Origin of the sequence: Streptomyces sp. 891-h, from assembly GCF_022760275.1 — a bacterium.
Classification (GTDB): Bacteria; Actinomycetota; Actinomycetes; order Streptomycetales; family Streptomycetaceae; genus Streptomyces; species Streptomyces spirodelae.
On record NZ_CP050693.1, the window covers coordinates 5,593,266 to 5,614,897 of the forward strand.

At 69.8% G+C, this 21,632-nt stretch carries 21 protein-coding genes; 15 read left to right on the forward strand and 6 right to left on the reverse strand.

The genetic code is table 11. The features are described 5' to 3' along the window. Nucleotides 1–123: 123 nt before the first annotated feature. Together HC362_RS24515 and HC362_RS24520 are read left to right on the forward strand one after the other, a co-directional pair. Nucleotides 124–336 (forward strand): hypothetical protein, encoded by a 213-nt coding sequence (locus HC362_RS24515; protein ID WP_243086291.1) that lies wholly within the window; start codon nt 124–126, stop codon nt 334–336. A gap of 144 nt (nt 337–480) precedes the next feature. After that, a complete protein-coding gene (locus HC362_RS24520) occupies nt 481–1,866 on the forward strand; it encodes a hypothetical protein (RefSeq protein ID WP_243086293.1) in 1,386 nt (461 codons plus the stop codon). Nucleotides 1,867–2,014: 148 nt separating this feature from the next. Here HC362_RS24520 and HC362_RS24525 read toward each other — a convergent pair whose 3' ends face one another. After that, entirely contained in the window at nt 2,015–2,368 is a 354-nt protein-coding gene (locus HC362_RS24525; RefSeq protein ID WP_114017239.1) for an iron-sulfur cluster assembly accessory protein, read from the reverse strand. Nucleotides 2,369–2,628: 260 nt separating this feature from the next. On the opposite strand from HC362_RS24525, the gene nadA reads away from it, so the two are divergent. Together nadA and HC362_RS24535 are read left to right on the forward strand one after the other, a co-directional pair. Beyond that, on the forward strand, nt 2,629–3,807 hold the full coding sequence (gene nadA / locus HC362_RS24530; protein ID WP_243086295.1) for a quinolinate synthase NadA: 1,179 nt from the start codon (nt 2,629–2,631) through the stop codon (nt 3,805–3,807). 70 nt (nt 3,808–3,877) lie between these two features. After that, nucleotides 3,878–4,768, forward strand: a complete 891-nt coding sequence (locus HC362_RS24535) for a GNAT family N-acetyltransferase (RefSeq protein WP_243086296.1) — start codon at nt 3,878–3,880, stop codon at nt 4,766–4,768. Nucleotides 4,769–4,778: 10 nt separating this feature from the next. Here the strand turns inward: HC362_RS24535 and HC362_RS24540 are convergent, their stop codons facing one another. Continuing rightward, entirely contained in the window at nt 4,779–6,203 is a 1,425-nt protein-coding gene (locus HC362_RS24540) for a cysteine desulfurase/sulfurtransferase TusA family protein (protein WP_243086298.1), read from the reverse strand. Nucleotides 6,204–6,665: 462 nt separating this feature from the next. Here HC362_RS24540 and coxB point away from each other — a divergent pair, with 462 nt between their 5' ends. The 4 genes from coxB (at nt 6,666) to HC362_RS24560 (ending at nt 11,157) form a co-directional block, all read left to right on the forward strand. After that, complete coding sequence (coxB, locus tag HC362_RS24545; protein ID WP_243088795.1) at nt 6,666–7,601, forward strand: cytochrome c oxidase subunit II; 936 nt, start codon at nt 6,666–6,668, stop codon at nt 7,599–7,601. Further along, on the forward strand, nt 7,598–9,328 hold the full coding sequence (gene ctaD, locus HC362_RS24550; RefSeq protein ID WP_243086300.1) for a cytochrome c oxidase subunit I: 1,731 nt from the start codon (nt 7,598–7,600) through the stop codon (nt 9,326–9,328). Before coxB ends, ctaD begins: the two co-directional genes overlap by 4 nt. Continuing rightward, nucleotides 9,325–9,723, forward strand: coding sequence for a cytochrome c oxidase subunit 4 (locus HC362_RS24555; RefSeq protein WP_209264814.1), 399 nt, complete (start codon nt 9,325–9,327; stop codon nt 9,721–9,723). Before ctaD ends, HC362_RS24555 begins: the two co-directional genes overlap by 4 nt. Nucleotides 9,724–9,861: 138 nt before the next feature. Continuing rightward, complete coding sequence (locus tag HC362_RS24560; protein ID WP_243086302.1) at nt 9,862–11,157, forward strand: Ig-like domain-containing protein; 1,296 nt, start codon at nt 9,862–9,864, stop codon at nt 11,155–11,157. Nucleotides 11,158–11,245: 88 nt separating this feature from the next. Here HC362_RS24560 and HC362_RS24565 read toward each other — a convergent pair whose 3' ends face one another. After that, entirely contained in the window at nt 11,246–11,659 is a 414-nt protein-coding gene (locus HC362_RS24565; protein ID WP_209264816.1) for a hypothetical protein, read from the reverse strand. Nucleotides 11,660–11,901: 242 nt separating this feature from the next. On the opposite strand from HC362_RS24565, the gene HC362_RS24570 reads away from it, so the two are divergent. The 5 genes from HC362_RS24570 to trpD all read left to right on the forward strand — a co-directional run bounded on the left by HC362_RS24570 (nt 11,902) and on the right by trpD (nt 17,418). Next, complete coding sequence (locus HC362_RS24570; RefSeq protein ID WP_243086304.1) at nt 11,902–12,519, forward strand: heme-copper oxidase subunit III; 618 nt, start codon at nt 11,902–11,904, stop codon at nt 12,517–12,519. Nucleotides 12,520–12,622: 103 nt separating this feature from the next. Further along, entirely contained in the window at nt 12,623–13,435 is an 813-nt protein-coding gene (locus HC362_RS24575; RefSeq protein WP_243086305.1) for a c-type cytochrome, read from the forward strand. Further along, nucleotides 13,432–14,502 (forward strand): Rieske 2Fe-2S domain-containing protein, encoded by a 1,071-nt coding sequence (locus tag HC362_RS24580; RefSeq protein ID WP_243086307.1) that lies wholly within the window; start codon nt 13,432–13,434, stop codon nt 14,500–14,502. The genes HC362_RS24575 and HC362_RS24580 overlap by 4 nt, the downstream gene beginning before the upstream one ends. Beyond that, entirely contained in the window at nt 14,499–16,145 is a 1,647-nt protein-coding gene (locus HC362_RS24585; RefSeq protein ID WP_243086309.1) for a ubiquinol-cytochrome c reductase cytochrome b subunit, read from the forward strand. The genes HC362_RS24580 and HC362_RS24585 overlap by 4 nt, the downstream gene beginning before the upstream one ends. Nucleotides 16,146–16,350: 205 nt before the next feature. Then, on the forward strand, nt 16,351–17,418 hold the full coding sequence (trpD, locus tag HC362_RS24590; protein ID WP_243086310.1) for an anthranilate phosphoribosyltransferase: 1,068 nt from the start codon (nt 16,351–16,353) through the stop codon (nt 17,416–17,418). A gap of 21 nt (nt 17,419–17,439) precedes the next feature. Here the strand turns inward: trpD and HC362_RS24595 are convergent, their stop codons facing one another. From HC362_RS24595 to HC362_RS24605, 3 genes are all read right to left on the reverse strand, one after another. Continuing rightward, entirely contained in the window at nt 17,440–17,919 is a 480-nt protein-coding gene (locus tag HC362_RS24595; protein WP_243086312.1) for a VOC family protein, read from the reverse strand. 73 nt (nt 17,920–17,992) lie between these two features. Then, nucleotides 17,993–18,901 carry an EamA family transporter gene (locus HC362_RS24600; RefSeq protein ID WP_243086313.1) on the reverse strand — a complete coding sequence of 303 codons (909 nt, stop codon included), beginning with the start codon at nt 18,899–18,901 and terminating at the stop codon, nt 17,993–17,995. Further along, the gene (locus HC362_RS24605) at nt 18,885–19,133 is read right to left on the reverse strand and encodes a hypothetical protein (RefSeq protein WP_243086315.1); all 249 of its coding nucleotides are present in this window, start codon (nt 19,131–19,133) and stop codon (nt 18,885–18,887) included. Before HC362_RS24605 ends, HC362_RS24600 begins: the two co-directional genes overlap by 17 nt. 98 nt (nt 19,134–19,231) lie before the next feature. Between HC362_RS24605 and HC362_RS24610 the strand changes: the two genes are divergently transcribed. Together HC362_RS24610 and HC362_RS24615 are read left to right on the forward strand one after the other, a co-directional pair. Then, on the forward strand, nt 19,232–20,152 hold the full coding sequence (locus tag HC362_RS24610) for a LysR family transcriptional regulator (protein ID WP_243086316.1): 921 nt from the start codon (nt 19,232–19,234) through the stop codon (nt 20,150–20,152). A gap of 91 nt (nt 20,153–20,243) precedes the next feature. Next, nucleotides 20,244–21,632: an MFS transporter gene (locus tag HC362_RS24615; protein WP_243086318.1), complete on the forward strand. Its 1,389-nt coding sequence runs from the start codon at nt 20,244–20,246 to the stop codon at nt 21,630–21,632.

The following is a 21,632-nucleotide window of genomic DNA, read 5'->3' on the forward strand; positions in this document are numbered from 1 at the left end:
CGTCCAGCGCACGAGGGAAAGGCGTGCGCCACGCTACCCGCTGGGCCCGCGGAGTCGAACAGGACACAACTACCTCATAGTAGGGTCTTCCGGGCAGCTCATCCGATGCGTAGCGTGATCCTCATGGGGAAAACAGCGCCTTTCCGAGCCGAGTACGCCGAGCCCGAGTCGATGGAGCAACTGCTCGGCGACTGCGCGCGGATGGTCCCGCACTGGACGGTTCCGTCCGGAAAGTCCGAGGAGCGGCACCCGGCGCGCCCGGCCGTGCTGCACGGCGTGCGGGTTCCGGTTCGGTCCGCACGGCTCCTGGACGGGATGTCCGAGTACGGCGACTGAGCGGCCCGCTTCTGTCACGGAGCGCGTCGCGCGGGAACCGTCCGCTTCCGGGCCCCGTCCCACTGATGTCCCCCGGCGGGGGAGGGGCAGGAGAAGAATCCCTCCCGCAGGGGTCTCGTGGACGCGGAGCCAAAGGAGTTTTCGGTGAGTACAGACCAGTCCCCCGAGACCGAGGGCCCACCGGCGCCCCGGAGCAGGCGGCGGCAGCTCTCCGTCGCCGCCGTGGCCGCCGCGGTCCTGCTGGCCGGCGGGGGCGGCGCGTACTGGGCCTCCGTCGCCTCTTCCGATGGTGGGTCCGAGTCGGGCGACACCGGCAGCGCGGCCGGCGAAGGGCAGGGCGACAGCCCGTCGAAGCTGGCGCTGGACGGCACCGCCACCTCGGCGCGGGACAGCGGCAAGGGCATCGCGCCCGGTGAGCCCATGGGGCCGCGCGGCTACCGCGCCGACGGGGACCTCCCGGACGGGCCGAAGTCGGCGGCTGTCCGCATCCCCGGGCACGATGTGAGCCGGGCGCAGGCGGCGAAGCTCGCCGAGGCGCTGAAGGTCGAGGGTCCGGTCAAGGCCCGGGAGGGCCGCTGGCAGGCGGGCGGCGGCCAGGGCAAGGGCCCCAGGCTGACCGCCGAGCGCGGGGCCGCGGGCGGCGCGTGGACGTACCAGAGCGGCGAGACCGTCCCGCTGGACGCCGACCCCGACCCGGCACCGGGCGGCAAGCCGCTGTCCGCCGAGAAGGCGAAGGACGCCGTACGCCCCGCGCTGCGCGCTCTGGGGCTCCAGGACGCCGAGCTGGACGCCGGGTCGCCGGTCGGCGGCACCCGCACCGTCACCGCCTCCCCCAGGGTGGACGGGGTGCCCACACACGGCTGGGACAGCACCTTCGTGGTGGACGACAGGGGCTCCGTCACCCGGGCGCAGGGGAGCTGGAACAAGACCCGCAAGGGCGAGGTCTACCCGGTGCAGAGCGCCACCGCGACGCTCGACCAGCTGAACAAGGCGAGCCAGTCGCGCGGCGGCCACGGGCGCGAGGGGGAGCGGGACAACGAGCCGACGAAGATCGGCGACGCGGCCTTCGGGCTCTCGCTGGAGCGCTCGCACGGCAGGCCGCTGCTCGTCCCGGCGTGGATATACGAGGTCGAGCGGCCCGGCGGCGGCGATATGAAGATCACCCATCCGGCCGTGAAGCCGGAGTACCTCAAGCCCTCGAAGACCTCGGGGCACCCCGCGAAGCCGGGCAGCGGCGACGTGGGTGCGGGCGGCAGGAAGTCCACCCAGGCCATCGAGTCGTACCAGGTGGAGGGCCGCACGCTGAAGCTGTCCTTCTGGGGCGGGGTGTGCGACACCTACAAGGCCACGGCCGAGGAGTCCGGCTCCAAGGTGAAGGTCAAGATCGACGCCAAGCCGAAGGACGGCAAGGGCAAGAACATCTGCGTCAAGATCGCCAAGCGGCAGACCGCCGAGGTGAAGCTCGACGAGAAGCTGGGCGACCGCAAGGTGGTCGACGCGCGGGACGGCGAGAAGCTGCCCCGCAAGTGATCCGGGCCGCCGCCGCGTGACGCTGTGGCGCCGCCCCTGGAACGACAAGGGCGGCGGACTCCTGGTGGGGGGAGTCCGCCGCCCTTGTCATGTGCCGGCGCAATGACCTCATCCCGCTACGGCGGGAACCCGCAACGGGGTCGGCGACTCAGTTGAAGGAGTCACCGCACGCACACGACCCCGTGGCGTTCGGGTTGTCAATGGTGAAGCCCTGCTTCTCGATGGTGTCGACGAAGTCGATCGACGCACCGCCGAGGTAGGGGGCGCTCATCCGGTCGGTGACGACCTTGACGCCGTCGAAGTCCTTGACCACGTCGCCGTCGAGCGAGCGCTCGTCGAAGAAGAGCTGGTACCGCAGGCCGGAGCAGCCACCCGGCTGGACGGCGACGCGCAACGCCAGGTCGTCGCGGCCCTCCTGCTCCAGCAGGCTCTTGACCTTCGCGGCGGCGGCGTCGGACAGGATGATGCCCTCGCTTACAGCGGTCTCGTCCGAAACGGACATCTGCTTCTCTCCCGGGTTGTACGGACTGCTCTCTTACCGTCAGCTCAACCGACGGCATCCCGGATTCATTCCAGGAGTAGTCACTTCATGCTCGCACACCGCCGAAGCGGGTGGGAATGCGTCACATCGACGCGATGGCCATCGTCAAACTGACGTGAAGCGGTTATGATAGATAACGTCACTTAGACGAGAATCCGACGCGGAGCCGCCTCGCCAAGCAGCCTCCGAGCGTCGACCGAGCTAGAGAAAGGGCTGGTCCTGTGAGTGCCGCCCAGCCGCTGGACGTACAGCCGACCCCGCTCGCTCTGCTGCTGCTCGGCCGCGAGGCCGACCCGAAGAGCGAGCGCGGAGTCGAGTGCCCCGGCGACCTTCCCGCCCCCTCCGACCCGGACCTGGTGGCTCGTGCGCGCGCCGCGAAGGAGAAGCTCGGCGACCGCGTCTTCGTGCTCGGCCACCACTACCAGCGCGACGAGGTCATCGAGTTCGCCGATGTGACCGGTGACTCCTTCAAGCTGGCCCGGGACGCCGCGGCCCGCCCGGAGGCCGAGTACATCGTCTTCTGCGGCGTGCACTTCATGGCCGAGTCCGCCGACATCCTCACCTCTGAGGCCCAGCAGGTCGTGCTGCCCGACCTGGCGGCCGGCTGTTCGATGGCGGACATGGCCAGCGCCGAACAGGTGGCCGAGTGCTGGGACGTTCTCACCGAGGCCGGTGTCGCCGAGGCGACCGTGCCCGTCTCGTACATGAACTCCTCCGCCGACATCAAGGCCTTCACCGGCCGGCACGGCGGCACCATATGCACCTCCTCCAACGCCAAGCGCGCCCTGGAGTGGGCCTTCAGCGAGAGGGAGAAGGTGCTGTTCCTCCCCGACCAGCACCTCGGCCGCAACACCGCTGTCCGCGACATGGGCCTGACGCTGGACGACTGCGTCGTCTACAACCCGCACAAGCCCAACGGCGGCCTGACCGCCCAGCAGCTCCGCGACGCCAAGATGATCCTGTGGCGCGGCCACTGCTCCGTGCACGGCCGCTTCTCGCTGGACTCGGTGCGCGAGGTGCGCGAGCGCATCCCCGGCGTCAACGTGCTGGTGCACCCCGAGTGCAAGCACGAGGTGGTCGCGGCCGCCGACCAGGTCGGCTCGACCGAATACATCATCAAGACCCTGGAAGCGGCGCCCCGCGGCTCCAAGTGGGCGATCGGCACCGAACTCAACCTCGTACGGCGGCTGGCCAACCGCTTCGCGGCCGAGGACAAGGAGATCGTCTTCCTCGACCGCACCGTCTGCTTCTGCTCGACGATGAACCGCATCGACCTGCCGCACCTGGTGTGGGCGCTGGAGTCACTGGCCGACGGCACGGTCGTCAACCGGATCGAGGTCGACGCGGAGACGGAGAAGTACGCCAAGCTGGCCCTGGAGCGGATGCTGGCCCTGCCGTAAGAGACGCGCCCCGTCAGGGCCCGAGGGAGGGCCCTCCCGTGAAAGGGCGCCGCAGGCTAGCGTGCCCAGAATGCTGCTGCGCCCTGTCAGAGAGAACCAAGAAGACGCGGAGACAGTAAGGACGCTGGCCGAGGCGGCGTTCGGAGCCTCGCACGCCCTCAAGGGCGACACCCGGCAGAGCCCGCCCTCCGCCGCCCGCGCGGCCCGCGGTCGCGAAAAGATCCTGCACCTCGTCCGGCACGACCCCGCGGGCAGCTGGCTCGCCGAGGACGAGAGCGGGCAGGCGATCGGTGCTGCCCAGTCCCACATCCGGGAGGGCACCTGGGGCCTGGCCCTGCTGGTCGTGCTGCCCGGCACCCAGGGCAAGGGCGTCGGACGGGCGCTGCTGGAGCGCACGCTGGAGTACGGGCGCGGCTGTCTGCGGGGCATCATCTGCTGCTCCCGGCACCCTGCCGCCGCCCGGGTCTACCGGCAGGCCGGATTCGCACTGCACCCCACGATCCGGATGCGCGGCGTCGTGGACCGGGCGCGGCTGGGCCCCGTGGAGGGCGCCGCCGTCGAGGGCGGCCCCCGCGACCGCGATCTGCTCGACTCCGTCGACCGGCGGCTGCGGGGCGGGGCCCACGGGCCCGACCACGAGTTCCTGATGCGGCACAGCCGGCTGGTCGTCGCGGACGACCTGGCCGGCAGCGGCTACTGCTACATCAGCCACGACGACGAGAAGGCGAAGGTCGAACTGCTGGGCGCCACCTCGCGGCGGCTCGCCACCCGGGTGCTGAGCGCGGCACTGCACGGCGTAGGGGAAGGAGTCGCGGTGGAGGTCCAGGACGTCACGGCGGAGCAGCAGTGGGCGGTGGACGTCGGACTCCGGGCGGGACTGGAGCTTCGCTCCGAGGGGTTCGTCTGCTTCCGCGGCCTGCGGCCCCCGTCGCCGTACATCCCTTCCGGCGCCTTCCTGTGAGGGGTGAGGCTCAGCTGTCGGCAGCCTGTCGCCGCACCCGGTACTCGACGCCCTCCACCCCTTCGAAGGCGTGCCCCGTCATCTCGCACCAGGCGGGGATGTCGAGCCGTGCCGCCTCGTCGTCGGCGAGGACGCGGACCACGCCCCCGGCGGGTACGTCCTCGATGACCTTGGCCAGCTCGATCACCGGCAGCGGGCACAGCTTGCCCAGCGCGTCGACGGTGACCTCCGCGGTGGCACCCGACGGCGAGGGTGCCGCGGCGGTGCCGGCCCCCGCCCCCGCGGCGGCCCCCGCCCCCGCGGCGGCTCCGGCGCCCAAGTGCGCCCGTACGCCTTCGACGGCCCCGGGCAACGCCTCCAGGAAGCGGTCCACCTCCTCCTCGGCCGTCCCCGGCGGCAGCGAGACCCGGACGTTGCCCTCGGACAGCACGCCCATGGCGCGTAGCACATGGCTCGGCGTCAGTGTGCTGGAGGTGCAGGAGGAGCCGCTGGAGACCGAGTAGCCGGCGGCGTCCAGCGCGTGCAGCAGCGCCTCGCCGTCCACGTACAGACAGGAGAAGGTCACCAGGTGCGGCAGTCGCCGTACCGGATCGCCGACGACCTCGGTGTCCGGCACCAGTTCGGGCACCCGCGCCCGGATACGGTCGACGAGTGCGCGCAGCCGGTCCGCCTCGGCGTCCGCCTCGGCCCGTACGGCCCGCAGCGCCGCAGCGGCGGCGACGACGGCGGGGATGTTCTCGAACCCGGGCGCTGCCCCGGACTCCCGCTCGTCCACCGGTCCGGGCGGAGCGAAGCGCACACCTTTACGGATGGCGAGCAGCCCGACGCCCGCCGGACCGCCCCACTTGTGGGCGCTCCCGGCCAGCAGTGACCAGGGGCCGGCCACCGGGCCCCAGGGCAGCGACTGCGCCGCGTCCACCAGCAGCGGCACGCCCGCCTCGGCGCAGATCTCGGCCACTTCCGTCACCGGCTGGACGGTGCCCACCTCGTGGTTGGCCGACTGCAGACAGGCCAGCGCACTGTCCTCGCCGAGCGCCCGGGCCCACTCCTGTGCGTCCACCCGTCCCGAACGGTCGACGCCGACCTCCCGCACCAGGCCCCCGGCCCGCTCGTGGGCCTCGGCGGTGTGCAGTACGGCCGAGTGTTCGACGGCCGAGACGACCAGCCGCCGCCCGGCCCGGCGCCGTCCGGCGAGGGCCCCGGTGATCCCGGTGTGCAGCGCGTGCGTACCCGAAGAGGTGAATCGCAGCTCGTCGGGGCGGCATCCGACGGCCTCGGCCGCGGTCTCCCGCGCGGCGTCCAGCAGCATCCGCGCCCGCCTGCCCTCGCGGTGCGGGCGAGCGGGATCGGCCCATCCCTCGTCCACCGACGCGAGTAGCGCCTGCCGCGCGACGGGGTGGAGGGGGAGGGAGGAGGCGGCATCGAAATAGGACACACTTTTACGCTACCGGGCGCTGTGCGGTGGGCGGTCCGTCGCCTTTACGGGTTGCGTCTGCCCCTGCCCGTTTGCCGCGGGCTGCGGGTGCTTTGTGGCTGGTCGCGCAGTTCCCCGCGCCCCTTCGGGGCGCGCTCCCGCGTTGCGCGCCCGCGCGGCGGAGCCGTATATCGGCACGGCCCCGCGCCCCTTCGGGGCGGACCCCGGGCCCCTTCGGGGCGCGGCGCGGCGCGTTACGCCCCCTCCCCGCGCGACCCCAAATGGCGTCGGCTAGGGTTTGGTCCGCATAAACATCCAAACCCCTGCCCGCGCCTGGGCCGGCGCCCGACCACGTAAGAGGGCCGCGCCCGACCGACGCGGGCGAGACTCTCGGGAAGGCGCTACGTGAGTCCCAACGGCTCCGACCTCCCCCACGGGCGCCCTTCGGGCGCGGTGGGCGGCACCCCCACGTCGCGGCGCCCGATGCGGCGGAAGCTGCAGCAGGCGCTGGCCGCGGGCCTGGTCCTGGCGACCGCGACCGGTTGCACATCAAAGGACTTCCCCCGCCTCGGAATGCCCACCCCGGTAACGGACGAGGCGCCGCGGATCCTCTCCCTGTGGCAGGGCTCCTGGGCGGCCGCGCTCGCCGTGGGCGTGCTGGTGTGGGGGTTGATCCTGTGGAGCGTCATCTTCCACCGGCGCTCGCGGTCCAAGGTCGAGATTCCCCCGCAGACCCGGTACAACATGCCCATCGAGGCTCTGTACACGGTGGTCCCGATCATCATCATCTCGGTGTTGTTCTACTTCACCGCGCGGGATGAGACCAAGCTTCTGGCGACCTCGAAGAAGCCCACCCACGTCATCAACGTCGTTGGTTACCAGTGGAGCTGGGGCTTCAACTACATCGAGGACGTGGACGGCGATCCCAAGACGGACGTCAACACGCACAAGGCGCTGGACAAGGAGCTGAGCGCCATCCCGGACCGGATGACCAAGGGCTTCCCCAAGGGTGCCGAGGGCGTCTTCACGGCCGGCACTCCGGCGGACAAGAACCCGCAGAACGGCAACCCGGGTCCGACCCTGTGGCTGCCGAAGGGTGAGAAGGTCCAGTTCATCCTGACCTCCCGCGACGTCATCCACTCCTTCTGGGTGCTGCCGTTCCTGATGAAGCAGGACGTCATCCCGGGGCACGTCAACCGCTTCGAGGTGACCCCCAACAAGGAGGGCACCTTCAGGGGCAAGTGTGCCGAGCTGTGCGGCGTCGACCACTCCCGGATGCTCTTCAACGTGAAGGTCGTCTCCCCGGAGCGCTACCAAAAGCACCTGGAGGATCTGGCGAAGAAGGGCCAGACCGGCTACATCCCGGCGGGTACCGCCACCACGGGCGGCGCCAAGAATGCGGAGACGAATAACCCGTGAGCATCCTCAACGAACCCCAGGGTGCCGCCGCCGCGACAGGTCCGGCGACAACCCCTGGACGCCGTAAGCGGCCCGGTCAGGTGGTTGTCGACTGGATGACGACGACGGACCACAAGAAGATCGGGAGCCTGTACCTGATCACGTCGTTCGCCTTCTTCTGCATCGGCGGCGTCATGGCGCTCTTCATGCGCGCCGAGCTCGCCCGCCCCGGCATGCAGATCATGTCGAACGAGCAGTTCAACCAGGCGTTCACCATGCATGGCACGGTCATGCTGCTGATGTTCGCCACCCCGCTGTTCGCCGGCTTCGCGAACTGGATCATGCCGCTGCAGATCGGCTCGCCCGATGTGGCCTTCCCGCGGCTGAACATGTTCGCCTACTGGCTCTACCTCTTCGGTTCGCTGATCGCGGTGGGTGGCTTCCTCACCCCGCAGGGCGCGGCCGACTTCGGGTGGTTCGCCTACTCGCCGCTCTCGGACGCGGTCCGCTCGCCGAGCGTCGGCGCCGACATGTGGATCATGGGCCTGGCCCTCTCCGGCTTCGGCACCATCCTCGGCTCGGTCAACTTCATCACCACGATCATCTGCATGCGCGCGCCGGGCATGACGATGTTCCGGATGCCGATCTTCACCTGGAACGTACTGCTCACCGGTGTGCTGGTGCTGCTGGCCTTCCCGGTGCTGGCCGCCGCGCTGTTCGCCCTGGAGGCGGACCGCAAATTCGGGGCGCACGTCTTCGACGCGGCCAACGGCGGAGCGCTGTTGTGGCAGCATCTGTTCTGGTTCTTCGGCCATCCAGAGGTCTACATCATCGCGCTGCCGTTCTTCGGTATCGTCTCCGAGGTCATCCCGGTCTTCAGCCGTAAGCCGATGTTCGGCTACATCGGTCTGATCGGCGCCACCATCGCCATCGCCGGTCTGTCGGTGACGGTCTGGGCCCACCACATGTACGTCACGGGCGGCGTGCTGTTGCCGTTCTTCTCGTTCATGACCTTCCTGATCGCCGTGCCGACAGGTGTGAAGTTCTTCAACTGGATCGGCACGATGTGGAAGGGATCGCTGTCCTTCGAGACACCGATGCTGTGGACCATCGGCTTCCTGATCACCTTCACCTTCGGTGGTCTGACCGGTGTCATCCTGGCCTCGCCCCCGATGGACTTCCACGTCTCCGACTCGTACTTCGTCGTGGCGCACTTCCACTACGTCGTCTTCGGCACCGTGGTCTTCGCGATGTTCGCCGGATTCCACTTCTGGTGGCCGAAGTTCACCGGCAAGATGCTGGACGAGCGGCTCGGCAAGATCACCTTCTGGACGCTGTTCATCGGATTCCACGGCACCTTCCTGGTGCAGCACTGGCTGGGCGCCGAGGGCATGCCGCGCCGGTACGCCGACTACCTGGCCCAGGACGGCTTCACCGCGCTGAACACCCTCTCCACGATCAGCTCGTTCCTGCTGGGCATGTCGCTGCTGCCGTTCTTCTACAACGTCTGGAAGACGCACAAGTACGGCGAGAAGGTCGAGGTCGACGACCCGTGGGGCTACGGCCGTTCGCTCGAATGGGCGACGAGCTGCCCGCCCCCGCGGCACAACTTCCTCACCCTGCCCCGTATCCGCTCCGAATCCCCGGCCTTCGACCTGCACCACCCGGAGATCTCCGCGCTCGATGAGCTGGAGAACGTGGACAGGGAAGACAAAGCGCTCGCCGGCAGCAAGGAGGCCGGGAAGTGAAGATCCAGGGCAAGATGTTCCTGTGGCTGTCGGTCTTCCTGCTGGCGGTCGCCATCACCTACGGGCTCTGGTCGAAGGAGCCGGTGGGCACCACGGGCCTCTTCCTGGCCTTCGGTCTGTCGATCATGATCGGCTACTACCTGGCGTTCACCGCGCGCCGGGTCGACACCGGAGCCCAGGACAACAAGGAGGCCGATGTCGCGGACGACGCCGGCGAGCTGGGCTTCTTCAGCCCGTGGAGCTGGCAGCCGCTGGTGCTGGGCCTCGGTGGCGCCTTCGCCTTCCTGGGCGTGGCCCTGGGCTGGTGGCTGGTGTACGTCTCGGCGCCGGTGCTGCTGATCGGCCTGTTCGGCTGGGTGTTCGAGTACTACCACGGGCAGAACCGCACCCAGTAGCAGGACGCGGCAGCACACAGCGGCCCAGGCCGCACACAACCGAAAAACGCAAGGACCGGCCCCCCGACACTCCGGGGGGCCGACCCGTTTGTACGCACTCAGCGCGCCCGAAATGACGATTCTTCATATTTTGGGGCCATGAGTCACAGCCCACGCACCGCGATAGCGGAGGGGGTCCTGACCCCCCGAATCCTGTCCCGTAAGAACAAGCGCCGGATGGTCAAGAGCTGCGCCCTGCTGCTGGCGCCCCTCTCCGTGGGGCTCGCAGCGTGCAGCGGCGGGAGCAGCGGCAACTCGCTGGCCTCCGCCCCGTACGACGCCACGGACGCCGTGGCCGTCAACGCCGACGCCGACAGCACGAACGTCGACCCGGACAAGCCCCTCGAAGTCACGGCCCAGCACGGCGACACCCTTACCGATGTGGTCGCCACCGACGCCTCGGGCCGGGTGGTGGCGGGCGAACTGTCCGCCGACGGCAAGCGCTGGCACAGCACCGGATCGCTGGCCGCCGGTGCGCGCTACACCCTCAAGGTCAGCACGGAGAACGACGAGGGAGCCCCAGGGCGGCGCACACTGCGTTTCGGAACCAAGTCCGCATCCAAGCACCTGAAGGTCAAGCTGGGCCCGGACAACGGCACATACGGCGTCGGACAGCCCCTCACGGCGAAGCTGAGCCGCCCGATCAAGGGCCGCGAACAGCGAGAGCTCGTCGAACGGGCACTGAGAGTGAAGTCCTCCCCCCATGTGGAGGGAGCCTGGCACTGGGTGGACAGCAAGGAGCTGCACTACCGGCCCCGCTCCTACTGGCCGGCGCACGCCACCATCACCCTCCGCTCCTATCTCAAGGGTCTGAAGATCCGCGACGGGCTGTACGGCGGCAAGGCCGAACCCGTACGGATGAAGACCGGTGATCGAATAGAAGCGATCACCGATGCCTCCTCGCTGGTGATGAGGGTCAAGAAGAACGGCAAGACGATCCGTTCCATACCCGTCACCACGGGCAAAGCGGGCTACGAGACCCGTAATGGCATCAAGGTGATCCTCACCAAGGAGCCGTACGTGCGGATGACCAGCGCCAGCATCGGCGCCTCGGACTTCTACGACCTGGGCGTCTACTGGGCAACGCGGCTCACCGACAGCGGTGAGTACGTGCACGGCGCGCCCTGGTCGGTCGGCTCCCAGGGCGTCTCGAACACCAGCCATGGCTGCACCGGCATGAGCAGTGCCAACGCCAAGTGGTTCTTCAACCACGTCCGCCAGGGCGACATCGTCCAGCACATCAATTCGGCGGGCGAGAAGATGGCACCCTTCGGCAACGGCTTCGGGGACTGGAACCTGGGCTGGAAGAAATGGCGCGCCGGCAGCGCCGTGCACCACGGCCAACCCCTCGGCAGCGGCCCCGCGGACGCCGCGCGGCTGCGCCCCCAGATATGACCCAGGGTGTGATCCACCACCCGCACAAGGCCGCGCCCCCGCTTCCCTCGATCGAGGGAAGCGGGGGCGCGGCCTTGTCCGTGCGGCCTCAGGCCGGGGCGAGGTCCCCGTCGGCCGTGCGCTCCCGCAGCAGCCCGGCCAGCGCGTCGGCCAGCGCCACCGGGTCCACCGGGTGCGAGACGGTCGCCTCGGCGCGGCTCCAGGTCGCCAGCCAGGCGTCCTGCGGCCTGCCGATCAGCAGCAGCACCGGCGGGCAGTCGAAGATCTCGTCCTTGATCTGCCGGCATACGCCCATGCCCCCGGCCGGCGCCGTCTCCCCGTCCAGCACGCACGCGTCCACGTGCAGCTCCTCCAGGGCCGACAGCACGGCGGGCAGCGTGGCGCACTCCACATACCGGATCTCGGGCACATCGGGCGCGGGCCTGCGGCCCGCTGCGAGCCGCACCTGCTCGCGGGTGGTGGCGTTGTCGCTGTAGACCAGCACCGTGGCGGTCGGCTGCATCGTTCCTCCGCGTCCGTATCGGGTGAACCGCTGGCGCACCGCGCTGAGCGAAGCCGTATTCCACGGTGGCGCCGCTCGGATGCTACTCCCTCTCATGCACCGTCAACACCGGTCAGCACGCCTCGATACTGGGCCGTAAGGGGGTGCGCCGGGGGCGTCGTCGCTGGACAGGGCAGCAGTGCCGGGTACGGACACACCGAACGGGACCCCCCGAAGTGAGGCCGGGATAAGCGACCGACATAATGTCGGTCGTGGCGACAGCAACAGCAGTAGAAACCGGGCACGCGCACCCGTCGGTCAACCGGCCGAACCTCACCAGCGTCGGAACCATCATCTGGCTGAGTTCCGAGCTGATGTTCTTCGCGGCCCTCTTCGCGATGTACTTCACCCTTCGGTCGGTGACCGGAGCCGAGTACTGGAAGGAGCATGCCGATGCGCTGAACCTTCCGTTCTCGGCGACGAACACCACGATCCTGGTGCTCTCCTCGCTCACCTGCCAGCTCGGCGTCTTCGCTGCCGAGCGCGGTGACGTGAAGAAGCTCCGGGCGTGGTTCATCGTCACCTTCATCATGGGTGCGATCTTTATCGGCGGCCAGGTCTTCGAGTACACGGAGCTGGTCAAGGAGGGCACCTCACTCTCCTCGAGTCCGTACGGATCGGTGTTCTACCTGACCACCGGTTTCCACGGGATGCACGTGACAGGCGGACTCATCGCCTTCCTGTTCGTCCTGGGGCGCACCTATGCGGCCAGGCGGTTCACTCACCACCAGGCCACCGCCGCCATCGTCGTGTCCTACTACTGGCACTTCGTCGATGTCGTCTGGATCGGCCTCTTCGCCACCATCTACCTGATCCGGTAAGCGAGCGGCGCGGCACAGCCGCGCGCCGTACCGCGCAGGCGGACTACGGGAACAGACGGACAGACACCGCATCGACGAGAAGATCCTGACACCGGGGTAATCCGTGAAAAAGCTCTCCGCACGACGGCGCCATCCGCTGGCGGCGCTTGTCGTTCTACTCTTCGCGCTGGCGGCCACCGGGGGGCTGTACACCGCGTTCGCTCCCGCGGGTGAGGCCAAGGCCGAGCAGGAGTCGAGTAAGTCCCTCGCCATCGAGGAGGGCAAGAAGCTCTTCGCCACCGGGTGCTCCAGCTGCCACGGAACAGGCGGCCAGGGGACCAGCGACGGTCCCAGCCTGGTCGGTGTGGGGGCCGCGGCGGTGGACTTCCAGGTCGGCACCGGCCGGATGCCCGCCCAGCAGCCCGGCGCCCAGGTGCCGAAGAAGCCGAAGGTCTACAGCCAGGACGAGATCAACCAGCTCGCCGCATATGTCGCCTCGCTCGGCAGCGGGCCGGCCAAGCCGACCAAGGACATGTACGACCCGGCCGGCGCCGACGTCGCCAGGGGTGGGGAACTGTTCCGCACCAACTGCGCGCAGTGCCACAACTTCACCGGTGAGGGCGGCGCCCTCACGCACGGCAAGTTCGCGCCCGACCTCGGTGATGTCGATCCCAAGCACATCTACGAGGCCATGCAGACCGGCCCCCAGAACATGCCGTCCTTCACCGACGGCGCGCTTCCCGAGAAGGACAAGCGGGACATCGTCGCGTACGTGAAGACGGTCAACAGCGACAAGTCGGAGAGCCCCGGCGGGTTCAAGCTCGGTGGCTTCGGCCCCGTCGCCGAGGGCATGTTCGCCTGGATCTTCGGTCTCGGCGCGCTGATCGCCGTCGCCGTCTGGGTCGCCGCTCGGACCGCAAAGGCCAAGAAGTCATGAGTAGCCAGACTGGACCAGACGAGAACGTGTCAGACGACGAGAACCTGCCCGCCGCGCAGGAAGAATCCCACGGTGCGGAGGTGGTCGAGGCCGACCCCTTCGCGGACCCCGGTCTGCCGCCGCACGAGCACCGCATCCAGGACATCGACGAGCGGGCGGCCAAGCGCTCCGAGCGCACCGTCGCCTTCCTCTTCACGCTGTCCATGCTGGCCACGGTGGGCTTCATCGCCTCCTTCGTGGCCTTCCCGATCGACGAGATCATCTATGTCTGGCCGATCGGGCACGTCAGCTCGCTGAACCTGGCACTCGGCCTCACCCTGGGCGTCGCGCTCTTCTGCATCGGCGCCGGCGCGGTCCACTGGGCCCGCACGCTGATGTCCGACGAGGAGATGGTCGACGAGCGGCACCCCATCGCCGCCTCCCCCGAGGTGCGCGAGAAGGTCATCTCCGACTTCAAGCAGGGAGCCAAGGAGTCGGCCCTCGGCCGCCGGAAGCTCATCCGCAACACGATGTTCGGTGCCGTGGCCCTGGTGCCGCTCTCCGGCGTCGTCCTGCTGCGCGACCTGGGCCCGCTGCCGAAGGACAAGCTGCGGCACACCGCCTGGAAGAAGGGCAAGCTGCTCGTCAACGAGAACACCAACGAGCCGCTGCGTCCCGAGGACATCGCCGTGGGTTCGCTCACCTTCGCCAAGCCCGAGGGCCTGGAGGAGGAGGACCACGACTTCCAGCAGGAGATCGCCAAGGCGGCCCTGATGATCGTGCGGCTGGAGCCGAACGACATCAAGGACAAGCGCGAGCTGGACTGGTCGCACGAGGGGATCGTCGCCTTCTCGAAGATCTGCACGCACGTCGGCTGCCCCGTCAGCCTCTACGAGCAGCAGACCCACCACGTCCTGTGCCCGTGCCACCAGTCGACGTTCGACCTCACCGACGGTGCGCGCGTGCTCTTCGGACCCGCCGGCCACCCGCTGCCGCAGCTGAACATCAGCGTCAACAAGGACGGCTACCTCGAAGCGCAGGGCGACTTCGCGGAGCCCGTCGGTCCGGCCTTCTGGGAGCGCGGATGAGTACTGCAACCGAGACCCGGGGCAGCGCTGCTGCCGAGGGCAAGAAGAAGGCACCCGCGGGAGAGCGGGTCGCCGACTGGGCCGACGGGCGGCTGGGGATCTACAGCCTCGCCAAGGCCAACATGCGCAAGATCTTCCCGGACCACTGGTCCTTCATGCTGGGTGAGGTCGCGCTCTACAGCTTCATCATCATCATCCTGACCGGTGTCTACCTGACGCTGTTCTTCCACCCGTCGATGAACGAGGTGGAGTACCACGGCCCGTACACGCCGATGCAGGGCGTCCAGATGTCCGAGGCGTTCAAGTCGACCCTGGATATCAGCTTCGACGTGCGCGGCGGTCTGCTGGTACGGCAGATCCACCACTGGGCGGCGCTGATCTTCCTCGGTGCGATGTTCGTGCACATGATGCGCGTCTTCTTCACCGGTGCCTTCCGCAAGCCGCGCGAGATCAACTGGGTCTTCGGGTTCCTGCTCTTCGTGCTGGGCATGTTCACCGGCTTCACCGGCTACTCGCTCCCGGACGACCTGCTCTCCGGCACCGGTGTGCGGTTCATGGAGGGCGCGGTCCTCTCGGTGCCGATCGTCGGTACGTACCTGTCGATGTTCCTGTTCGGCGGCGAGTTCCCCGGCGACGACTTCGTGGCCAGGTTCTACTCGATCCACATCCTGCTGCTGCCGGGCATCATGCTCGGGCTGCTGGTGGCGCACCTGATCCTGGTCTTCTACCACAAGCACACCCAGTTCGCGGGCCCCGGCCGGAAGAACTCCAACGTGGTCGGCATGCCGCTGCTGCCGGTCTACATGGCCAAGGCCGGAGGCTTCTTCTTCCTGGTCTTCGGTGTGATCGCGGCCATCGCGGCGCTGTTCACCATCAACCCGATCTGGGTGCTCGGCCCCTACCGGCCCGACCAGGTGTCGACCAACGCGCAGCCCGACTGGTACATGGGCTTCTCCGAGGGTCTCATCCGGGTGATGCCTGGCTGGGAGGTCAACTTCCTGGGGCACACGCTGGTGCTCGGTGTGGCCATCCCGCTGATGATCGTCTTCCCGCTGGTGCTCGTCGCCATCGCCGTCTACCCGTTCATCGAGGCATGGGTGACCGGCGACAAGCGGGAACACCACATCGCGGACCGGCCGCGGAACGCGCCGACGCGTACGGCCTTCGGCGCGGCGTGGATCGCCTGGTACTTCGTGCTGCTCGTCGGCGGCGGCAACGACCTGTGGGCGACGCACTTCCACCTGTCGATCAACGCCATCACCTGGTTCGTACGGATCGCCTTCTTCGTCCTGCCCGTCCTGGTCTTCTGGGTCACCCGGCGCATCTGCCTCGGGCTGCAGCGCAAGGACAGGGAGAAGGTGCTGCACGGCCGCGAGACCGGCACCATCAAGCGGCTGCCGCACGGTGAGTTCGTCGAGATCCACGAGCCGCTCTCGCAGGAGCAGCTGCACACGCTCACCGCGCACGACCAGTACGAGCCGGTGGAGATCGGGCCGCTCAAGGACGAGAACGGCGTCGAGCGGAAGGTCTCGCGCGGTCAGAAGCTGCGGGCCAAGCTGTCCAAGGGCTACTACGGGGAGTCGGGTCAGATCCCCAAGCCCACCCGCGAGGAGTACCACGAGCTGGAGAGCGGGCACCACTGACCCGATCGCACCGCTGACCGGTTCACACAGCTGGATCCGCCACAGGGGAGGGGTCCACGGGCACGTCCCGTGGACCCCTCCCCGCTGTCTGGCCCCGGCCGCTTCCGGGCCCCTGTTCAGGGGCTGAACACCGCGCCGGCGTGCTGCCCGGACTCGGTAGGGTGGCCGCACCAACGCGTCGGTCTATTGCCAGGAAGTGGTCACCATGAGCGCTGCTACCCCCGCCGGAGGCGACACCATGGCGGCGCACACCTGGCCCGACGTACTGAGCACACTGCTCGCCGGCGAGGACCTGAGCTCGGAGGCGACCGCCTGGGCGATGGACCGGATCATGCGGGGCGAGGCCAGCGATGTGCAGATCGCGGGTTTCGCGGTCGCGCTCCGCGCCAAGGGCGAGACCGTCGGGGAGATCTCCGGCCTGGTCCGGGCGATGTACGAGCACGCCAGGACCATCGAGGTCCCCGGACCCACCGTCGACATCGTCGGCACGGGCGGCGACCGCGCCAAGACCGTCAACATCTCCACCATGTCGGCGATCGTCGTCGCGGGCACCGGGGTCAAGGTCGTCAAGCACGGCAACCGGGCCTCCAGCAGCGCCAGCGGCGCCTCCGACGTCCTGGAGAAGCTGGGCGTCAACCTGGAGCTGTCGCCCCGGCGGGTCGCCGAGATGGCCGACGAGGCCGGCATCACCTTCTGCTTCGCGGTCAAGTTCCACCCCTCGCTGCGCCATGTGGCCGTGGCCCGCAAGGAGCTGGGGGTGCCGACCCCGTTCAACTTCCTGGGCCCGCTCACCAACCCGGCCCGGGTCGGCGCGCAGGCCACCGGCGTGGCCGACGCGCGGATGGCGCCGATCATCGCCGGGGTGCTGGCCTCGCGCGGCTCGTCGGCGCTGGTCTTCCGTGGCGACGACGGACTCGACGAGCTGACGACCACGGCGACCTCCACCGTGTGGGTCGTACGCGACGGTCTCGTACGGGAGGAGAGCTTCGACCCGCGCGAGGTGGGCATCGAGCTGGTGCCCGTCGAGGCGCTGCGCGGTGCGGACGCCGCCTACAACGCGGATGTGGCGCGGCGGCTGCTGGAGGGGGAGCGCGGGCCGGTACGGGACGCCGTGCTGCTGAACGCCGCCGCCGCGCTGGTGGCGCTCTCGCCTGGTACCGGTTCGCTGCCCGAGCAGATCGCGGCGGCCATGGAGCAGGCCGCCGTGTCCATCGACTCCGGCGCGGCCCACGCGGTACTGGAGCGCTGGGTGGCCGCGAGCAACCGTCCCTGAGGGCCCAGCGGGCCGCCGCCGTCAGCCGGCGGCGGCCTCCAGCTCGGCGATGTCCAGCTTGTGCATGCCGAGCATCGCCTTGGTGACGGCCTCGGCCTGTGCCGGGGCCCCCTCCTCCAGGAGCTCGAACAGCCGGCGGGGCACGATCTGCCAGGAGACGCCGTACTTGTCCTTGAGCCAGCCGCACGGCCCCGGCTGGCCGCCGTCGGCCGTCAGCTTCTCCCAGAGGGTGTCCACCTCCTCCTGCGAGTCACAGTCGACCTGGAGCGACATCGCCTCGGTGAACTGGAACTCCGGGCCGCCGTTGAGCGCCACGAACTGCACCCCGGCCAGCTCGAAGTCGACGGTCATCACCGAGCCCGTCCGGCCGGGTGCCGCCTCGTTGTAGTGGGTGACGTTCCGGATGCGGGAGTCGTCGAAGAGCGACACATAGAACTCCGCGGCTTCCTGCGCCTTCCCGTCGTACCAGAGGAACGTCTTGATCTTCTGGGGCTGCTGCATGGGAGACCCTCCCGGTGTGGGTGGTAGGCGGTCTGTCGGTCCTGCCAGTACAGACCCGGCCCGGCGCGGAAACTCATCGGCCCGCACCGGGCCCGTCGCGTCCCACCCCACCGGCCCAGTGCCCCAGGACCGTCCCGGCCGAGGCCAGCGTGATGCAGGAGATGGCCAGCCACTGCACAGCCGTCAGCCGCTCGCCCAGCAGCACCAGCCCAGCGCCGCCGGCCGCCACCGGCTCCAGGGACTGCAGGACGCCGACGACCCGGGCGGGGAGCCGGCGCAGCGCGGCCAGTTCGAGGGAGTAGGGGAGCGCGGCGGACAGCAGGGCCACGCCCAGTCCGGCCAGCAGCACAGGGGGCTCGGCCAGGCGGGTACCGGACTGGGCCAGCCCGAACGGCAGCGACAGTACGGCGGCCCAGCACACCGCCAGGGCCAGCGGGCCGCCGCCGTCCAAGGTGGTGCCGGTGCGCCGGCTCAGCAGCAGATAGGCGCCCATCGAGAGCGCCGAGGCCACCGCCCAGCCGACCCCCACCGGGGAGAGCGGCTGCCCTCCGGTGCCGGGGAGGGCGAAGAGCGCCGTTCCGCCCACCGCCAGCAGGCCCCAGGCGGCGTCGGTCCAGCGGCGGGAGGCCAGCAGGGAGACGGCGAGCGGGCCCGAGAGCTGGATCGTCATGGCGACGCCGAACGGCAGCTGGGCCATGGCCAGATAGGAGAGGTTCATCCCGGCGATGGCCGTACCGAAGGCGAGTATCAGCAGCAGGGAGCGGCGGTCGGTGGGCAGCCTTGGGCGTCGGAGCGCCAGCAGCACCAGCCCGGCCAGCCCGAGCCGCAGCGCCACCACGCCGAGCGGGCCGCCCACGGTGCCGAAGAGGCCCTTGCCGAGCGCCTGCCCGGTCTGGACGCACAGGACGCTGCCGACGACCAGCAGCGGCGCGGGCACCGCGGGGGAGGCGGGTCTGTCCGCCCGTTCAGCCGGCGAGGCCACCGGGCTCCTGAGGCGGGCAGGTGTCGCCCCGCACGGTGTGACGGGCCCCGGCCACCAGCCGCTCGCCGCCCGAGGCGCGGGCCAGCCAGACGCGGAGGGTGCCGCAGGCGCAGCGTGCGTAGACCACGGTGCCTTCGGTGACCGGGTGCCGGGAGACGATCTCGTACGGGTCGTGCAGCGGCCAGCCGCACAGGGCGCACCGGTCGCCGCCGTGGTTGCGGTGAGTGTCCATGAGTTCAGCGTCACGCGCACACAACGTGCGCGTCCATCGCAACTTTGCGCACATGATCTTTCAGTGACGCCGCACAGTTGATGCCGCACCATTGCCGCATGATCGATCTGCGGCTCCTGCACACACTCCGCGTGCTTCGCTCCGAGGGCACGGTGACCGCGACGGCGCGAGCGCTCCATCTGTCGCCTTCGGCCGTGTCCCAGCAGCTGCGGCAGCTCGCCCAGCAGACCGGGGCCGAGCTGCTGCGTCCCGAGGGGCGGGTGCTGCGCCTCACCCCGGCCGGGCGGGTGCTGCTGCGCCACGCGGATGTGCTGCTCGCCCAGTGGGAGCAGGCACGCGCCGAGCTGAGCGAGCAGGGCAACGGCACCGAACGGACGCTGCGCGTGGAGGGGTTCGTCACCACCATGGCCTCGCTGCTGGCGCCGATGGCGAGCGAGCTGCTGCGCGCCCGGCCGCCGGTCCGGGTCGTGATCCATGAGGCGGACACGCGGCTCGGTTATCAGCGGCTGCTCGCCGACCAGTCGGACATCTCGGTGGTGACCCCGCACCCCGACAGCCCCACGGCCGACGACCCGCGCTTCGAGCAGCGGCCGCTGATGGACGACTTCCTCGACCTGGTGGTGCCGGCCGGGCACCCGCTGGCCGGGCGGGGGCCGGTCGACCTGGCGGCTGCGGCGGAGGAGGACTGGATCATCCCGCACCACGACCAGGACCGCCTCATCCAGGCGCTGTGCGCGGCCGCCGGCTTCGCACCACGGCGGTCGCACCACTCCAACGAGTGGCCGGCCGTGCTCTCGATGATCGGGCACGGGCTGGGCGTGTGCCTGGTGCCCAGGCTGATGTCGCTGGACGGATTCCCGCAGGTGGTGCGGGTCCCTGTGCAGGGGAGTCCGCCGCCGCTCCGCCGGGTGCTGACCGTGGTGCGGCGGGGCAGCGCGGGGCAGGCCGTCGTCGCCGCCGGGCTCGCGGCGCTGCGGGCCAGGGCCGAAGTGCTCACACAGCGCGCTGCGGGGAAGTGAGCAGACGCTTTCGTGGGCGTTACGCGCGGACACGGAGGCGGAAACAGCACGCTCCTAGCGTCGGAGTTCCTTCCAGCGGACAGGAGGCGACGTGAGCGCACGGTGGATCACCCGATGGGAACCCGAGGACCCGGAGTTCTGGGAGCGAGAGGGACGGCGCACCGCGCGGCGGAATCTGTGGATCTCCGTGTTCGCCGAGCACATCGGGTTCTCGGTGTGGAGCCTGTGGTCGGTGCTCCTGTTGTTCATGACACCGAAGGCGGGCTTCCAGCTCTCCCCGGACGACAAGTTCCTGCTGGTCTCCTTGGTGTCGCTGGTGGGCGCGCTGCTGCGGCTGCCGTACGGGTTCGCCGTCACCCGCTTCGGGGGACGCACCTGGACGGTCTGCTCGGCGCTGGCGCTGCTGGTTCCGGTCGTGCTGGCGACGGTGCTGGTGCAGCGGCCGCAGACGCCGCTGTGGGCGCTGCTGCTGTGCGCGGCGGTCTCCGGTATCGGAGGCGGCAACTTCGCCTCTTCGATGGTGAACATCAACGGGTTCTTCCCCGAGCGTGAGAAGGGGTGGGCGCTGGGCCTGAACGCCGGCGGCGGCAACCTCGGGGTCGCCACGGTGCAGCTGCTCGGACTGGCGGTGCTGGCCACCGCCGGGGTCGCCCATCCGGAACTGCTGACGCTGCTGTTCGTCCCGGCTCTGCTGCTGGCCTCGCTGCTGGCGTGGCGCGGCATGGACAACCTGGCCACCAACCGGACCGACTACGGTGCCTACCGCGGCGCCGTGCGGGACCGGCACTGCTGGACCATCTCGCTGCTGTACATCGGGACGTTCGGCTCCTTCATCGGCTTCGGCTTCGGCTTCGGTCTTCTGCTGCAGAACCAGTTCGGGAAGAGCCCCATGCAGGCGGCGGCCTTCACCTTCCTCGGACCCCTGCTGGGGTCGCTGTTCCGGCCGCTGGGCGGGGCCCTGGCCGACCGGTTCGGCGGGGCGCGGGTGACGGCGTGGTCGTTCCTCGCGCTGGCGTGCGGTGCCGCGGCCGCGCTGGCCGCCTCCGACGCCGGGTCGTTCCCCGTCTTCGTCGCGGTCTTCGCGGCGGTGTTCGTCCTGACGGGGCTGGGCAACGGGTCGACGTACAAGATGATCCCCGCCATCTACGCCGCGCGGGCCGAGAGCGCCGTGGAGGCGGGCGCCGATCCCGCCGAGGCCCGCACCCAGGGACGCCGGTTGTCCGGTGCCGTCATCGCCATCTCCGGCGCGGTGGGCGCGCTGGGCGGCGTCGCGATCAACCTCGCCTTCCGCGAGGCGTACCGGCAGACGGGCGACGCGGCCCCGGCCCTCGTCGGCTTCCTCGCCTTCTACCTGCTGTGCCTGGCCGTGACCTGGGCCGTCTACGTACGACGCCCCGCGGCCGAACGCGCGGGGCGGGCGACCGGGGCACAGCAGCCGAAGCCCGAGCCGCAGCCCGAGCCCGCCGAGCGAGGAGCCTGA

What these genes read in the sequence shown, in the direction of transcription:
- HC362_RS24515 (WP_243086291.1), top strand. Translation starts at nt 124, where the DNA reads ATGGGGAAAACAGCGCCTTTCCGAGCCGAGTACGCCGAGCCCGAGTCG.
- HC362_RS24525 (WP_114017239.1), bottom strand. Translation starts at nt 2,368, where the DNA reads ATGTCCGTTTCGGACGAGACCGCTGTAAGCGAGGGCATCATCCTGTCC.
- HC362_RS24535 (WP_243086296.1), top strand. Translation starts at nt 3,878, where the DNA reads ATGCTGCTGCGCCCTGTCAGAGAGAACCAAGAAGACGCGGAGACAGTA.
- coxB (WP_243088795.1), top strand. Translation starts at nt 6,666, where the DNA reads ATGCGGCGGAAGCTGCAGCAGGCGCTGGCCGCGGGCCTGGTCCTGGCG.
- HC362_RS24560 (WP_243086302.1), top strand. Translation starts at nt 9,862, where the DNA reads ATGAGTCACAGCCCACGCACCGCGATAGCGGAGGGGGTCCTGACCCCC.
- HC362_RS24565 (WP_209264816.1), bottom strand. Translation starts at nt 11,659, where the DNA reads ATGCAGCCGACCGCCACGGTGCTGGTCTACAGCGACAACGCCACCACC.
- HC362_RS24570 (WP_243086304.1), top strand. Translation starts at nt 11,902, where the DNA reads ATGTCGGTCGTGGCGACAGCAACAGCAGTAGAAACCGGGCACGCGCAC.
- HC362_RS24580 (WP_243086307.1), top strand. Translation starts at nt 13,432, where the DNA reads ATGAGTAGCCAGACTGGACCAGACGAGAACGTGTCAGACGACGAGAAC.
- HC362_RS24585 (WP_243086309.1), top strand. Translation starts at nt 14,499, where the DNA reads ATGAGTACTGCAACCGAGACCCGGGGCAGCGCTGCTGCCGAGGGCAAG.
- trpD (WP_243086310.1), top strand. Translation starts at nt 16,351, where the DNA reads ATGAGCGCTGCTACCCCCGCCGGAGGCGACACCATGGCGGCGCACACC.
- HC362_RS24595 (WP_243086312.1), bottom strand. Translation starts at nt 17,919, where the DNA reads ATGCAGCAGCCCCAGAAGATCAAGACGTTCCTCTGGTACGACGGGAAG.
- HC362_RS24605 (WP_243086315.1), bottom strand. Translation starts at nt 19,133, where the DNA reads ATGGACACTCACCGCAACCACGGCGGCGACCGGTGCGCCCTGTGCGGC.
- HC362_RS24610 (WP_243086316.1), top strand. Translation starts at nt 19,232, where the DNA reads ATGATCGATCTGCGGCTCCTGCACACACTCCGCGTGCTTCGCTCCGAG.